The organism is Bradyrhizobium manausense (assembly GCF_001440035.1).
Classification (GTDB): Bacteria; Pseudomonadota; Alphaproteobacteria; order Rhizobiales; family Xanthobacteraceae; genus Bradyrhizobium; species Bradyrhizobium manausense.
Genome location: NZ_LJYG01000101.1, coordinates 205,302 through 220,312, shown reverse-complemented (window position 1 = coordinate 220,312; position 15,011 = coordinate 205,302). Strand labels below are relative to the sequence as shown.

Sequence of the window (15,011 nt, the reverse complement as noted above, 5' to 3'; positions counted from 1 at the left end):
AGCACCTTGCCAGCAAGGTGCTCGATCAAGACCTCATCTTGAAGCGCGCACGGCTCACGACCGAAAAGCCTGCCCAAAACGGGGCGCGCCTGTCCCTCGGTCCTTCATTCGTCTAGTCAGCTTCTCGAAAGCTAACTCTTCTAGGATCGAAGGGGGGCCCCGCAAGGCGATCGCCCGCCGATGGCAAAGAGCCTGGGGGAGACACGCGCGCAATCATCGGAGATCCGGGGCGCGGCGGTAACACAGGCTTGTTGTTCGTTGTTCGCAGTTCGGACTTCGGCGGTCAGATCTTCACCGAAATGCCCACCGCCTTCAATCTGTCGCCTGCCTTTGCACCAAATCTGGCTGCGAGGGCTCTTTGCGGAACACTTTTTTCAGATGGAGCATAGGATAGATGGTTCGCAGTTCAACCCTTCGTACTTGAACCCGTCGGCCTCTGAAATTGCACAGCAGAATGCCGACATTGGGGAGCGGCAACAAGCGAGCGACGCGAGCCTCCAAGCGAGCTTTGAAGAACACGTGAGTGAATTGCGAGCCGGTTCGGGGCCGGGCCGGCGCGCCAGGCGCAATCACGACCAAGCATTCGGGGAGGATGTGGCGCTTATTAGCGAAGCTAAGCGAACAGCCCGGGGCAGAGGTGTACCCGACCGTTCCGTCGCAAACGCGGGAACTGATATACAAAATCTAAGCATCTGGCTCCGGGAGAACAGTAAGGCCCCGCTAGCCGCCCGGGGTGACGATGAGTCCCTTCAAGCCGATGTGCGGGACTATATCAATGGTGGCGGCTCTCGGAGTGTCGTGTCGTCGGTGAACAAGCTCCTGCCCGGAACGCTCCCGTCGTTGGATGAGGTACTCGGTCGCCCCCCACGCGCCATACGAACTTATCCCGAGGACGCTCGCCTCATCAACGAAGCGGTGCAGCACGCCGCGCGTGAGCATGGAGCCTCGACCGGTGAGCAGAGGAGGTCCATTCATATGCGGGCCACCCGTCTTCGTTATCTGAGCGAGTGGCTCCTGAACGGACATAGGGGGAGCATAGCCGGCCGATTTAACGGAGACCAGCAGCAGCAGGATGCGTTTCAGGCAGACGTTGCCGCGTACAGGGAAGTGATTAGCACGCGCAGGGATCGAACACTAACCGACGCGGATTTGGCATTGCTTCAAAACCGCCTGCACATCGTTGGGACGGGCCAGGCACCGAGGTTGCGGGACCCTGCGCAACCCGGTTTGCCCGTCATGGAAAGCGATCGCGAGGTGGTTCGGCGGCAGGAGTTTTCCGCGATCACCATCGCGGGAGCCTCTGCACCAGCGCTGGACATTGCCGGACCGTCGTCGTCTGTCAGGCCTCCGTCGGATATCTACGGCGGTCTTGAGTCGTTTATTGATCTGAATGCGCCCACACCGTACGACTTGCGCGACGATGCTCACTCTGCGCCGGCGCTGGACGTCGCCGGACCGTCGTCGCCCGTCAGGCCTCCGTCGGACATCTACGGCGGTCTTGAGTCGTTTATTGATCTGAATGCGCCCACACCGTACGAGTTGCGCGACGATGCTCATTCTGTGCCGGCTCAGGATGTTGCCGGACCGTCGTCGTCTATCAGGCCTCCTTCAGACATCTACGGCGGTCTTGAGTCGTTTATTGATCTGAATGCGCCCGCACCGCACGAGTTGCGCGACAATGCCGATTCTGCACCGCGCCGGACGTCGCCAGATGGACTCTGAGGCACCGAAAAGGCGTTCCACTCGCGATCGAAAATAAGATTCTGAGACAATGCCGCGGATTCGGCCGGTTCCGGCGCATCATCTGAACACGCGACGCTGGTGCGGGCAAAAAAGAGGGCTCGCGGGATAGCGATGTGAACGCCAAGACCTTCGTTCTGTCAGGCAATAAGATCGTCGGGACGCAGGGCTAATTGCTGCAGCGCAAAGCGCCGAGCAGCCGCCCGGACTCCGCCTCGGCGGCGGCTTCTTTTCACGCCCTTTAGCAGGCCCGAGAGTCCCCGATCTCAACAAATGAAACAGAAGGGTTTCATTTTGGGGTGGCCACCGGCCAAATCGCTCAGCAGGTCGACCACTTTCGCGATGATCGTGAAGCCCGTGCTCTCAATGTCTGCTCTTGCAGCCGTTGTAGTTAGTAGTTGGCGAGGCCTCCCGCCGGCGCTAGATAGAGCACGTAGAGATGATCGCGGCCGACGCCGATAAAGATTTCTCAGCGTCCAGGCAATGCCATCTCAAAATTATGTTCACTCTCCCGTCGGGTCAAACGACAAAGAACGCGTCGCCAGGCGTGCACGGCCTGGAACGGGCGATGTGGCGAGTCGCCTAAAAGAGCTTCAGTGTGGACGCGATTGCAGTGGCTTGTCCGCTCTGCTGCCAATCGAAATCCCCCACGGAGCCCAATCTTTTCGAAGTCGCATCTTCCGTTCCGGATCGGCGCAGCGGAGCGATGAGCCTCTCTTCACGTAATCGATGTTTTCAGCTTGTCCATGGCATCATGCACAAATCCGCCATCCCGTCACACCTCCGCAAAGGCCCGCACGCACCTCGGATTTCGGCCCCGACTGCTCTGTTATCATGGGAACGCTCAACCAAGCGCCAGAATCTTTGCAGTCTCATTAGGTTGTCAGCGAACTTGTGCCCGTGTGTTCCTGTGTCGGCTGGCGCATCAGGCGGTTCTAGTCATCGCTCCAGCGACGCGACGGCATGGTTTTCAGCGCGAGCGTCACAGGTATCCAGACCTGCCATGGTGTCGGATATTGGGCGTGCGGCTGTGTGACTCGTCGGCCTTGTCTGGGCGCTCGACGTCGCCAATTATCTGAAGGCGAAGCGCGTGGTGCGCAGCTTGCGCCATCCAATCCGCCGTGACGCGGGTTGGCATTGCCTTCATCACAAGGCTGAGGCGACCCGTCTTGATCGGATCGCCGACAGGACGTTGCAGATTGAGCGCGGTGAAATCCTGACCACGTCGCCCGACCAAGAGCGTGTCAGCGTCAAGATCGATTTCTCTGTCATTGCCGGTGGGCGGGCAGGGATGCCGCGGCGATCGACACCATATCGAAAAACTCACCGCGCTCGGCATTCCGCGCCCATCAACGGCGCCGCACTACTACCGCGTCGCCGCAAAAACGCGAACCCAGGACACCTGCCTCACCGTACGCGGCCCTGACAGTTCCGGCGAAATCGAACCCGTCATTGTCGCTATGGTTGACGGGCTCTGGGTCGGTATCGGATCTGACCATACCGATCGGAAGGCGCAAGCATTGGGCATAGCACGGGACCTCCGGGCAGAGAGCACGAAAGATCCAGTGACAGCCGTGAGGTGTTAAGTCCTATTGAGAAGGGCCGTAAGTTTCTCGTCAGACAGGCTGACTATTAAATCTCCGCTCGGCCCGACCGGCCCATGCTCGGTTAAATCATCTTCCCTGAAAGGAATACCAAGTCCATGTACAATCGAATCAACGACTCATCTAGTTTTCCATGGGCAGCCTATCACGACAGTGATGAGACGACACAGTCCGCCTTCGACGCATATGGGCGAAGCTTCGAGGACGCCTTTTCTGGAATGCACGTAACAGATCCGGGCTCTTATGGAAGTTCTTCCGCCAGCGGTTCACGCTCCTACTTCCTCGCCTCCGAGCCACCTGTGGTGGAGCTTTCTCGAGACGAATTCCTCGAAAAGGTGGAAGATTTTTATGGCGACGAAATTCATGAGATCGCCAGTAACCCGCAGAGATATTCGGCTCCGATCGCAAATAAGGCCGCACGGACTGCACAAGTTGCCTATGATTCCGGGAGAAAAGGTTCAGAAGATGCGAGGTATTTCAGCTACCAGCTTGGGGAGAAAAGTGTCGGACTTCTGCGCACGGAAAGTGGGGCTCCCTTCAAAGAGGTGTTCAAAGATAAGCGTGCGCGCGCCAAATTTGAAAGGCTGTTCCCTGGACGGAAGGAAATTACCTCGACTATCGATTTTCGGGTCGTTCATCCCTTGGTGGATAATGCAGGGGACATTTTGCTAGAGCATCAACTTCGGTTGGATGGCGACAGCCCGCTGCTGCTATCCCATCCGATAAACGAGTCGGCAAGGAACCGGGCCGCGACGCTCGGTTTTGTTGATGTAAGCGACTCGATGATGGTGCTTGACCCCACACGGTCCGACAAGTGGACGAACAATAGCGCGGGTGATTGGCAGCGAGCAGACAAGCCTCCGCTTTATCTTGCGAAGACTGAGGAGAGCGGTGGCAGGCATGCCGAAAGCTCGGCACGTGCAGCAAATAGGACGCCCGATTGGGAGGACGACTACGACTTCATGTAGGCCAGGCAAATCGGCAGCGAGAGAGGGGCGTTGAGGCCGCTCTCTCCTGCAGACGCAAATTGTTCGTAGGTTCGTATGGTGCGCCCCGACGGCGCGCATTATCAGCGCGCCTCGCGGACCAACTGGCGTCCGAGTTCGGCGGCGCGCATGCGGAATGGCACGAGAAGCTTCCAGCATCAGAAAGCATAATCAATGCAAGTCCGCCATGATTGGCAAGAAGGCTCCGGACGTCGCTGTCGAACATGGAGATTTTGCCGAGCGCAGGTGGGCGCACTTCGATCATTTTACACGATGGCACGCTTTTCGTAGCCATCGACGCAGGAGGGTCAGGGCAGATATTTGAGTTCTTCGGTCGACGGCGACAAGTCGCGGACCGTCATCTCGTCGATCATGCGCTGCCGACGACGGCCCATCGTAGCCATCTGGACCTGCCGGCTTGAGAGGGGGGCGACGACCAATAACCTCTCGGACTGACATCTCAGTTCAATAGGCTTCTCTCCTGCGCTAAGGGTTCGATCAATTCCGGACGCATCAACTCTGCACAATTGGAGGGTCGTCGAGCGCGTGCGCACCGCCCATTTTTCGCACATTGCGGTCCGAGCGCGTTGTCAGCCACGTTGAGGAAAGAGACGAACCCGTGGGCCCCGGTTCGTTTCCTGCAACTCGGCCCTGTAAGGCACGGTGCGGATATAGAAGCTCGTCGGCCGCCCAGCGCTTGGCATCAGGCGCTCGCCCTCCAGGTCAGGGATGAGATAATCCGGAAGCCAGCGTTCGCGATGCTGCCATCCCCCGCGGATGAGAGGCCCGATGTCCACTTGCGGCTGATAGGATGGCCCGGCTTCATTCGTAGGCCGAGCGCGAGGATGATGGATGAGACGAACGTCCCTGCGCCCTCCTGCCCCCAACGTGGCCGAGTAGAGCTCACCGTTGATCAAGAATTGGCTGGGGCCGTACTGGTTCGGCAGCAGATTGATATTATCCAGTATGTCGACCAGGACGGGGGAGGCAGGTTGGGAGCGGTGCTCCCACCCCTCGCCGACGACATGTCCGATTTCGCGTAGCTCCTGAGGGGCCCTCGATGGCCCGGCGAACGACGGCGGTCCGGCGAAGGCGGGCGCCGGCGCCCAATGAGCATCGTCGCGCAATTCATGGGGTGTGGGCGGATCTAGGTTAACCAGCGGATCAAGACCGCCATAGATGTCTGACGGCGGACGCGTTCCAGATGATGATGGAGCTGGTCCTTGCATCGCCTCTCTAAACAAATCCCAAGCTCCCGCGCTCGGCGTTGCTGGCGTTGCCGGAAGCTCCAAAAACCAGTTGGGTTGCGGTGTGGATGATGATGGAGTGGGCTCTCGCATCGCTTCCCTGAACACGGCCCAAGCTCCCGAGCTTGGGGTGGCTGGCGTTGCGGGAAACTCCTGCGGGGGGCCGGGCTGCTGAGCGTCTTCACCGAAAAGTGGAGGGGCATCCACAGGAGGCTGCAACCCCAGCGCTCTGTTTGCATCGAGGACCTGCTGGTATCGCTTAAGCCTTAGCAAATCAGCGTTGATTTTGGAGTCCTTGGTTTCTTGCCGGTAGGCCTCAACATCTTGGGTCAACCCAGTGGTAAAGAGCCGGCCAGCCATGGCTTCTCTCTCGCGTGCTTGCAGCCAATCGCTCAGCCTGTAAAGGCGACGAGCCTGCCTATCCACGCTCTCCCGCTCGATCCGCTGGGCGGCCTTTTCCGCCGCGGCCCACATGTCGATGAGGGTTGCGTCTGCGGGATAGGGATTTAAGCGGCGGATATCGGCTGACAGTTCCTTTCCGGCGCCGACGTCCCGCAGCTTTTTTAAGGCCGCCTTGATTCGCCTGCTGCGATCCTTCGCATAGGTGTCAGCATCGTTATCCAATTCATCGGCCAACGCCGGGTTGCCAATTCGATCCGCGATTGATGCCTGCCCGTTCTCGCTCAGGCGGGCGCTGAAATGGCGCAGATCGGCTATTGCATTTCTTATGGTGCCATCCCCCAGCGTCCCCGTGGCTCTGCTTTTGAATTCCTCAAATAGAGCCTTGTCGTCGTCCGGGACCCCGCGTGTTCGGCCGGGCTGTTTGGCATGATCAGCGCGAAACGTCGTTGAAATGAACTCCTGCTCCGCGGAGCCGGACGACTCCCGACTGCTGGTTCCCCCTAAGGCCTTCGTAACGCCTGACTTGATGCGCGACCACAGTCCGCGGCTTTTGCTGCTCTTCGCCCCCATCGCGGGCTGCGCCATTGGCAAGCCGTAGCGCGCGCTGCTGAACAGATCATCCCGCAAATTGGAATGCGGCAGGACTTCGGTCGAACTTCCAAGGTGAGTGCGGGGGATGTCTACGCTATGCCTCGTTCTTCTGAACGAATTGCCTCCCAGCCGAGACTGTGACGGCATGCGCATCGAACCGCCAATATCAGCGCGCCGGATCTCTCTACCGTCCTCTACGGGACTCTGATGAGGTGAACTGGAGTCTGTGGAGCTCTCATCAGTCGAATTGAGTTGCAACCGCTCCATCTGCCGCTCAAAGCTGCCCTGCTCACTCGCATTCTCCGATTGTTGCCCCGCCCGCAGGGCGGAGTATTGCTGCATCCAAGCTCCCGTATTATTGAATGGGTCGATTGGATCCATCGAGCTCTCCTTGACTTTCGCGTCTTACGCAACTCTGCCAACCTAAGCTCCGGCCCAGTGTGCGCAGGTGACGGAGATTCAAGCGAGAGCCAAGTTGATTTTGCGGGGATAAGCTTTCGAAAGCTGACGAGGCAATAGCCGAGCACACGTATCGATCTTGCGGCTGTGCAAGCCAATCCGCTCCCGCGTTCGGCCCCCAATGGTGCGCCGGCCGCGCCGCCTCGCGACCATAGCACGCCCCGCAGGCCGCCGTGACATCCGCCTTCATCATCGTGCCGAGTACCTCGATCCCTACCGTAAGCTCGAGCCGATCCAAGCTCGCCCGCATTTTCCGAAAACGCTTCGTCCATAGCCCCGCTCGCCGGCGAACCGGGCGGTGAGATAACTCGCGTCATGGAATTGCTCTCCCTAGTGGAATTCAGCGTCCCGAGCGTACCGCCTCAAGGCGGGCAACGCCGACCTCTTGAAGAAATTCAACAGAACCAGGGATCTTCAACAGGTTACATCTACGACTATCAGCCGATGCTGGATTCCAACATGCTAACTGCCGTGGTGGCGACTGCCGCGACTGACCTAACGAGGGCGAGAAGTCTGACGTCACGCTTCGCTCGTGCTCGGCGCCGCGCAAGCTCGGCATTGGTCGGCCGATCGATTTTCCTGCATGCGCCGTGGCCGGAGTGATGCAGCATGTGCCGCATCATCGCGAAGGCATCCAATCAATGCTGGCGTACCAGCTGATAGTCTTTAAGACTGAGCGAGATCGGCTGAAATTTGTGCCTCATTCAATTCCGATCTTGAGCTGGTCACAGCGGACTTCGTGATCTCGTGGCCTCACGCGATGCCGCCTGGTTTCAGATCGACATCGATGCGAACAAATTCGGAAGAATAGGCTGAGGTCGATCTCGCAGCCCACTTGTCGCTTCGGTGCCGCGCTGCCTCAACTGCGAGAAGCTTGCGGTCGGCGTCGACCAGCTCGACTGTCCTCGCGGAATTCCAGGTAAGGGCCAGCCGGTTGGACTTTTTCCCGTCGAACATCGGCCCGCTGCAGTTTAATGCACTTGGTCTTCAAGAGCGACGCTTCGCCTGACTGCCCATTCCGGAAACTCCGCCTCGCTATGGCGTTTTCCGACTTCCAAATCGGCACCCCGATGGAGCTCGCCAGGATGCACAAGCAAATCCCTAAGGCATGATCCGGAATTGTGTGAAGCGGTTTTCCCTCGCGACAAACGCGGAACGCGTTTGCACGGAGATCATGCGCAAACAACAACCTAAAGCGCAGTGACGAATCATCCTAATCTCATCGCGATTTAGACGATTTGCCAGTCAATCAGTCCAGCGTCTCACCACGGCTGGGTATCCTGATTGCCAAGCAGCAATTGTACAGCAACAGTATCGGCCGCTTGCGAAGCTGATGAATTGCATCTGAGCCGCTGCCGCGCGCGCCCGGTAATCGTTCGAAGACGTCAGCTCCGTCATGCGCGTGGATCTGCCGGCTGAGCGTTTTCAACAAACGGCTCATTCGGCGCGCCGGGATCCGAAAACAACATGACGTAGCGGGGGCCGGGTGGAAACAAAATTGACGCCCCTGCAATTGGAAGGCCGCTTCACAGCTCAATCGCGTGTTCCTCAAGCACCTGGCGCATCAGAGCGCCCTTGATCTCGCGAGCGATCTCTTCGCGGATCTGGGCTCCGAACTGCACCTCGGCCTCGCGGTCTCCGGTGAGGTGATGATCGGCGAGCCGTTGCTCGAGGCGGCTTGGAAACTCCTCGTTTATCGCCTCGGCGAGCCGGTTCTCCATCTGTGCATGGGCTTCGGGAGCGATCCGGCTCACCACCATCTCCCACGGTTGCCAGCGAGTTGCCAGATAGTCGGCGAACCCCGCCGCCTCCTCATTGCGCACCTGGATCTCGGCTGCGTTGAGGTCGTCGTCAGTGACGTAAGCGACATCAAAGAACCGCATGTCCGGAGCGATGAGCTGCAGGTCCAGCCGCTCACGTAGCTTGACCTGATAGGCGAGATAGACCTCGATCTCGTCGACGAAGCGGAGCGAGTCGACCTTGTGACGGGCGATCGGCTCGAGCGCGTTCAGTCGGAACAGGACTCGCGCCTGCTGGATGAGTTCGTCCAGCCGATCGTCATAGACCTCGTCCTCGACGTCAGCGATCAGACGTGCGGTCTGCATGCCGTTCCAGGTCAGAGTGATGCGATCCTGGCAGGTCTCGCTCGCCCCGAAGGCCAGCTGAAAAAACTGCTGGCGCAACAGCGGCTTGATCGCTGCCTGTCGCAGATCCTCGGCCACCGCTTGTCGGAACTCGGGATTGTCATAATTCACAGTCTTCTGCAGCTTGTCGAGGAAGAGCGCGTATTCCGCGGCGCCCTCCTCGTCGGCGAAGTTCTGCCAGGCGGCGATCGTCTCCGGCTCACCCTTCAACCAGTCCGCTACCGCCTCGGCCAGCGGTCGTTCCTGATCCACCGCCGTTTCCCCGCCCATCGAGAAGAAGACCCGTGGGCCTGCATAGCCCCGCGCATTCAGGGTTGCCGCCAAATTCGTCCGCACCTCGTCGGGCAGCGGATTATTATCCACATAAACCATGCACCCAGAACCTAGCTGGGTTAGCAGGGTCTCCGGCAGGCTGCTCAGGTGATTGTCGCGTGCCTCGAGCACCTGGAGTTCGACCGGCAGGGTCTCGGGCAAGCTCGTCAGCCTGTTGGCGCTGACGTGGAGTCTCTGGAGCTCAGTCGGGAGTGTCTCGGGCAGGCTATTTAGCTGGTTATCGCGGGCAAAGAGCAACTGGAGCTCGGCGGGAAGAGTGTCGGGCAGGCTGGTCAGCCGGTTGCCGTCGGCTTCGAGTTCTTGGAGTTCGGGCGGGAGAGTGTCGGGTAGGTATGTCAGCCGGTTGCCGCCGACGGCAAGCAACTGAAGTCCGCTCGGGAGGGCGTCGGGCAGGCTGGTCAACAGGTTGCCGCGGACATCGAGGTCCTGGAGCCCGGCCGGCAGGGTGTCTGGCAGGCTGGTCAGCCGGTTGCCGCTGACGGCGAGTGTCGAAAGGCCCTCCGGAAGGGTTTCGGGCAATCGGGTCAGCTGGTTGCTGCCGATGACAAGTGACTGGAGTCCCGTCGGGAGGGCGTCAGGCAGGCGGGTCAACCGATTGCTGCTGATGGCGAGCGTGCGGAGTTCGGACGGGAGAGTGTCAGGCAGGCGCACCAGCTCGTTGTCGCTCACGTTGAGTGACTGGAGCCCGGATGGAAGGGCGGCGGGCAATGTCCTCAGGCCCAGGTCTTGCAGCTCCAGCCCTGCATAGACGTCGCCGGTCTCTGCCCAGGCTTTTATTCGTCTTACCGCCTCTTGGCGGTCCTCGTCTTCCGTCTGCCCCTCCTCGCTGGCCCATGTGTCCAAGATCTGGTCGAGAGGCGATTCCCCGAGGACGGTGTTCTCAAGATCCGTCGAACCGCTGCAAGAGGCCCACGTGCCATGCAATGCTTCGGTCCACTGCGCCGGGGTGAGCCGGCGGCCTCCTCTTGAAGTACTGACATCGCCTGGCCGGGGCGGTCGGGGAAGGATTGATGCCCCGAGATTTTGCTGCCAAGGAATTGCGGGGGGCGTTGGCCACTCCGGCACCACATCACCGGGCTCCGCCCACCAATGCTCCTCCTGATCGACATTATGCGTCGGCCAATCGGCAGCTGCGTCCATGCCGTGCCAATCATCCGTCAGACTGAAATTGCCGGCTGGCAACTGGTCACCGCGATCCGCGGCCGCAAAAGGCATATGTTGATTGACACCTTGCCCAGAGAAGGTGGGGTGATCCGAGGGCAACCGCGAGGTGCCTTGTCCGACGCGATCCTCGTGCGGCATACTCAAAAAATCCGGATCTCTGTTCGACACACCGTGCGTGTCGCGGACGCTATTTGAATTGGGGGGCGGGCGATCGTGCGGGTGCAACTCGTTCAGGTGCTGCTGAAACCCCGCTGGGTCCGCCTGCTGCTGTTGCAGCCAGTCATAGTACGCGGGCTCGACATCTGGGGGCTCGAACGGGTTGAGGTTGTTGAACGGATCCATCTTATCTCCTTTGACAGATCTGACCAGCTAACGCCGAACCTGGATAAACACGCTATCGCTACGAGGCTTAGCTTTCGAGAAGCTGACGAGGAATCAGAATGATCGTAACCGTCCTGTTAGGTCACCGCGGGACGCTTAGCGCTGAACGCCCGCGCTGCGGTCAGTCATGCCGAGGCCGGACCGTCCCGGCGTTTCGAGCAGCCGATTTACAAGACTCTCTCAAGAACGTCCGCGCTTGCGGAACGCCGGCGACGCGGTCAACAACTGGTGGCGATCTCGTGGTCAATTCCGTCCAAGCTGAAGCTAATGCGCCGCGATCATGACGCACGTTAGTTGACTGCAAACAGGTCTGCCAGACTTGTGAGGGGGATGATCACAGTCCCCGCTGGGCCGGTTACGCAGCGGTGCCGCGCGAGGCAGGCATGATCGCGTCTAAACCACAACCGCTAATGGCCCGGGTCATCAAATACGCGAGAGGCTCGACGATGATCTGCGACGGGGACGCGGGCCTGAGGCCGAGGGTTATCGTCTTACCGCGACGAATCTCAAAATGTGCTCTGCCGGCAAAAGCGGTCTCGGCAACATCAGCCAACAGGACGCCACCCATTAAATCGGGCGCCACGCCCGCCTGGATGAGGGTATGACGAGGCGCAGAGTGCCATAGCGGTTAGCTCTCACAACAGCGCCTGGGAAATCAGAGACCGGGCAAAAGTTGCAATTTGTCAGCGCGTTCGAGCCAACACCGCGAACGCTGTCCTGCAAAGCAACGGCACGCGAGCCCGCGTGCGTCGTCGTGATCGAAAGGTCGCATGCCGGCCGCCTAGAAGCCGTCTCGCATATCCTGACCTACACGTCAGATTGGCGTCAGCTGGGACAAATATGCATGTGCGCTCGCTTGAGCAGCCAGAATTCGCTGCCAAGCAACTTCACCGATAGGAGGAAAATTTACATGTATAGCCGAATCAATGGCTCATCCGGCCAATTTTGCAACGCTTGCCAGGCCGACGATGCCAGATATTCGGCGGACAGCGACAGCTTCGCGGAGACGCTCGCAAACATGCACTTGGGGCCGAACTCGCACGCTGGTCCGTCTCCGTCAGCAACACAGTCATACTCGCTCGTTGGCAGGCCTCCTGTCGTGGAGATCTCGAAGCGCTCATTCGCTGAACAAGCAAAAGCCTTCCATGACGATGAGATCATGTATATTGCCGCGAACCCACAAGAGTATTCGCCTCACATATCCTCGAAGGCCAAGCGCACAAAAGAAATTGCTGAACAATACGGCACCACGAAATACGATACGGAAAGCGCGCGCTATTTCAGCTATCAGCTAGGCAACACAAGTGTTGGACTCTTAAGAACAGAAGGCGGATTTGAGATGCGCGACGTGTTCCAAGGAGAACAGTGGCAGAAAAAGTTTCCCGGGCGAACTGAAGTCACATCCACCGTAGATCTTCGGATCGTCCATCCGCTCGTCGATAACGCGGGCGATATTTTGCTGGAGCATCAGCTTCGGCTAGATGGCGATGGGGCGCTCCTCCATTCCCGTCCTGGTAATGCAGAAGCCAGGGCCCGCTCGCAGCAGTTTGGCTTTGTTGACGTGGATGACGATAACATGGTGCTTGATCCCACCCAGCATCCGGAGAGATGGACGAAGAACAGTGACGGTCAATGGCAGCGGGCAGACAAGCCCGCACTATATTTATCCAAAGCAGAGGCCAATGATACCGAGAGTGAAACAGGGCGCGTTTCGGATCGGGCCGAGGACGACTACGACTTTATGTAGGATCGCTTAGGATCTCTGGCAGACGGGTCGGACAAGACTGAACCTGGAACATGTCGGTTGCTCTACTGAAGGCGGCTCGCTAAGCGGTCGTTCGACGACATCGGCTCCATCATCGGCGCTCGCGTGCTGTCGCCGGGTTTCGGCCTCCTTGGTAAGGAGGCTGAAACTGTCTTTTCGTTAGCCTGTCTGCCCGTCGATGAGATCTGATAGCGCTGCCGCTTGAGCAGAACGTGCAGGCGCCGATCACCGGACCCACGCCTGCGCGATCGGTCCTATGCGTTCGCGCGGACCCAAACATCATCCGCCTGTTTCCTGCCGCATCTGTCGGTGCGCGTCAATCGGCAGCAAGGTGAGCGGGATTCGCGCACCGCCACGCGGGCGGCGTGGCGTTAGCGAGCACCACCCTGAGATCGAGGTTGTCGTATCCTTTTTGGTTGAAGCGGTCAGACCACTACGCGCGCGCTTCAGGATTTACCATGGTAGCGGCTGCGTTGGCTTCCATCACGCTTGCATCCACCGCGAACCCTTCGCCTTTGACGAGGCCCGCTGCCATTCACGTTGCAACCACGCGCTCGAAGATATGCCGCAGGATCTCGCTCCCACGGAAGCGGCCAAGCCGGTTGTTATTTGCAGACGCTGTTGCGACGCTACGATCTTCTGCGAGGCATCGACCCGAAGCGGTTTACCGCCAAGGGCGAAGAGCAAGTCACGCTGCTATTGCGCACTGTCTTTGAAAGCAGCAATGGTGCGGCGGCGCTGACCGTGCCGATCCTCCGAGCGGTGAGTGGGTGCATGCATAAGACTTGGGTCGAAAAGGGTCTCGCGTTCATCGAGGCTTATGACCGTATCCATCTCGTAGGGCTTCATGGGATGTTGACCGATCTCGGCCTAGAAGATTAGCTTGAGCGCGTCTTGCGCCACAAACTGAAGGAAATTCTCGGATCTGCGTTAGCGCCGGCGGCCCCAAAGAAGACCCCGCGACCGAATGCGGCACGGATGGCGGCTTAGAGCTCGAACGGCAGCAAAAAGGAAAGCAGACGGATGGCGTCGGGAGTTATCAAAAAGTGGATCGCCGATCGAGGCTTCGGCTTCATCAGGCCTGACGACGGGGGCACGATGTATTCGTGCATGCCACGTCGTTCCCACGCGGCGTTGAGCACCACGTGGGCGCGCGCGTGAGCTGTGACATCGTCAACGATGAGCGAAGCGGCTGGCCGAAAGCTGTCAACGCACGACTCAGCGGATAGGACGCTAGATGCGGCTGGGGCGTCGCGTGGAGCGGCCCTTTCTGGCGCCCGCTGCCCCACAATCCCAAGCAAAATACCGCATCAGCGCGGCGGCCTGAGGCCTTCTGAAGCCGGATACTAGCGCGACCCCCACATTCTGCTCAATTCCGCTGCCGCAAAATCCTCTCGCTCCCTCATAAAGCGTTCCTGTTGCGCTCTGAAGCTTGCGACACGTTGGAGGATTTCTTCGCGCTGGTTCGGGTCGGCAACAATCTGACGCCGTGAGGCGTTGGTCGGCTCCTCGCCGTACGCAAGTTGTTCGTCGAGCACGTGGCCAACGATGCCTGGATCATTACTTTGGCGTCTCGTATTAGGCGCGCTTCGTGCAATTCCTTTGGCGACACTAACTCGGTACGCTCACCTTTTCCGGGCTGGAAAAGGTGCGTTCGCCATTGCTGCGAAGTTCGCCACGATCCTGCGCCGCATCGTATTCGTCGGCGAGGCGCTTGGCACCAGCTTTTTCAACGAACGCCTTCGTTTCCGCGATGAGCGCATCGAGATCAGATTGCCAATTGGTCATTGGGATGTTCCCCCATCATCAAGTCTATCGAGACGGGAACGACTCTACCATCCCCTGGCTATTGGAAGCCTGTGGGGAGACGGTGCACAACTCGCACTTTTGGGCGCCCCAGATAGGCTGTGGATGCGTCCAGCCCCGGCCGGTACTTCCGCCAGCCCGAAATATGCACCGGGCGCGGCTACGGCGCGGCGCAAAATGTTCCATTTTTTGAAGTATATTTGATGCGCCATTGAAACGCGCGCTGCCGCTCGTTGGTTGGAGGGTAATCGAAACTGCTTTCGGAGATCCCCATGACCAACGAAGATATGCTGGTCCTGGCCGGATTGGCGGGCTTCGCCTGGTGGACATACATCTATTTGCCTCTGGTCTATTTCCATATCTGAGGACGGGCTGTTTTGGTGGATGTC

General features: G+C 59.3%; 9 protein-coding genes and 1 pseudogene. 5 read left to right on the top strand and 5 right to left on the bottom strand.

What is annotated here, in order from left to right; all coding sequences use genetic code 11:
- Positions 1 to 975: 975 nt before the first annotated feature.
- Entirely contained in the window at positions 976 to 1,722 is a 747-nt protein-coding gene (locus AOQ71_RS45395) for a hypothetical protein (protein ID WP_157083653.1), read from the top strand.
- Positions 1,723 to 2,722: 1,000 nt separating this feature from the next.
- On the opposite strand, the gene AOQ71_RS26020 is transcribed toward AOQ71_RS45395, so the two are convergent.
- Complete coding sequence (locus AOQ71_RS26020; RefSeq protein WP_162268406.1) at positions 2,723 to 3,079, bottom strand: hypothetical protein; 357 nt, start codon at positions 3,077 to 3,079, stop codon at positions 2,723 to 2,725.
- Between AOQ71_RS26020 and AOQ71_RS43895 the strand changes: the two genes are divergently transcribed.
- Complete coding sequence (locus AOQ71_RS43895) at positions 2,982 to 3,326, top strand: DUF2848 family protein (RefSeq protein WP_347336711.1); 345 nt, start codon at positions 2,982 to 2,984, stop codon at positions 3,324 to 3,326. The genes AOQ71_RS26020 and AOQ71_RS43895 overlap by 98 nt on opposite strands.
- A 116-nt stretch (positions 3,327 to 3,442) precedes the next feature.
- Positions 3,443 to 4,312, top strand: a complete 870-nt coding sequence (locus tag AOQ71_RS26015) for a hypothetical protein (RefSeq protein WP_057752891.1) — start codon at positions 3,443 to 3,445, stop codon at positions 4,310 to 4,312.
- A 608-nt stretch (positions 4,313 to 4,920) separates the two neighbouring features.
- On the opposite strand, the gene AOQ71_RS26010 is transcribed toward AOQ71_RS26015, so the two are convergent.
- The 3 genes and pseudogenes from AOQ71_RS26010 to AOQ71_RS26000 all read right to left on the bottom strand — a co-directional run bounded on the left by AOQ71_RS26010 (position 4,921) and on the right by AOQ71_RS26000 (position 11,012).
- Positions 4,921 to 6,951 (bottom strand): hypothetical protein, encoded by a 2,031-nt coding sequence (locus AOQ71_RS26010; protein ID WP_083514495.1) that lies wholly within the window; start codon positions 6,949 to 6,951, stop codon positions 4,921 to 4,923.
- A gap of 150 nt (positions 6,952 to 7,101) precedes the next feature.
- A pseudogene (locus tag AOQ71_RS48515) lies at positions 7,102 to 7,346 on the bottom strand (IS256 family transposase); the annotation flags it as partial.
- Between the two features lie 1,209 nt (positions 7,347 to 8,555).
- Complete coding sequence (locus AOQ71_RS26000) at positions 8,556 to 11,012, bottom strand: NEL-type E3 ubiquitin ligase domain-containing protein (RefSeq protein ID WP_245317132.1); 2,457 nt, start codon at positions 11,010 to 11,012, stop codon at positions 8,556 to 8,558.
- 949 nt (positions 11,013 to 11,961) lie between these two features.
- On the opposite strand from AOQ71_RS26000, the gene AOQ71_RS25990 reads away from it, so the two are divergent.
- Together AOQ71_RS25990 and AOQ71_RS25985 are read left to right on the top strand one after the other, a co-directional pair.
- Positions 11,962 to 12,798 carry a hypothetical protein gene (locus tag AOQ71_RS25990; RefSeq protein WP_057752939.1) on the top strand — a complete coding sequence of 279 codons (837 nt, stop codon included), beginning with the start codon at positions 11,962 to 11,964 and terminating at the stop codon, positions 12,796 to 12,798.
- A 639-nt stretch (positions 12,799 to 13,437) separates the two neighbouring features.
- A complete protein-coding gene (locus AOQ71_RS25985; RefSeq protein ID WP_157083652.1) occupies positions 13,438 to 13,698 on the top strand; it encodes a hypothetical protein in 261 nt (86 codons plus the stop codon).
- Between the two features lie 729 nt (positions 13,699 to 14,427).
- Here AOQ71_RS25985 and AOQ71_RS45390 read toward each other — a convergent pair.
- On the bottom strand, positions 14,428 to 14,604 hold the full coding sequence (locus AOQ71_RS45390) for a hypothetical protein (protein ID WP_157083651.1): 177 nt from the start codon (positions 14,602 to 14,604) through the stop codon (positions 14,428 to 14,430).
- Positions 14,605 to 15,011 lie beyond the last annotated feature (407 nt).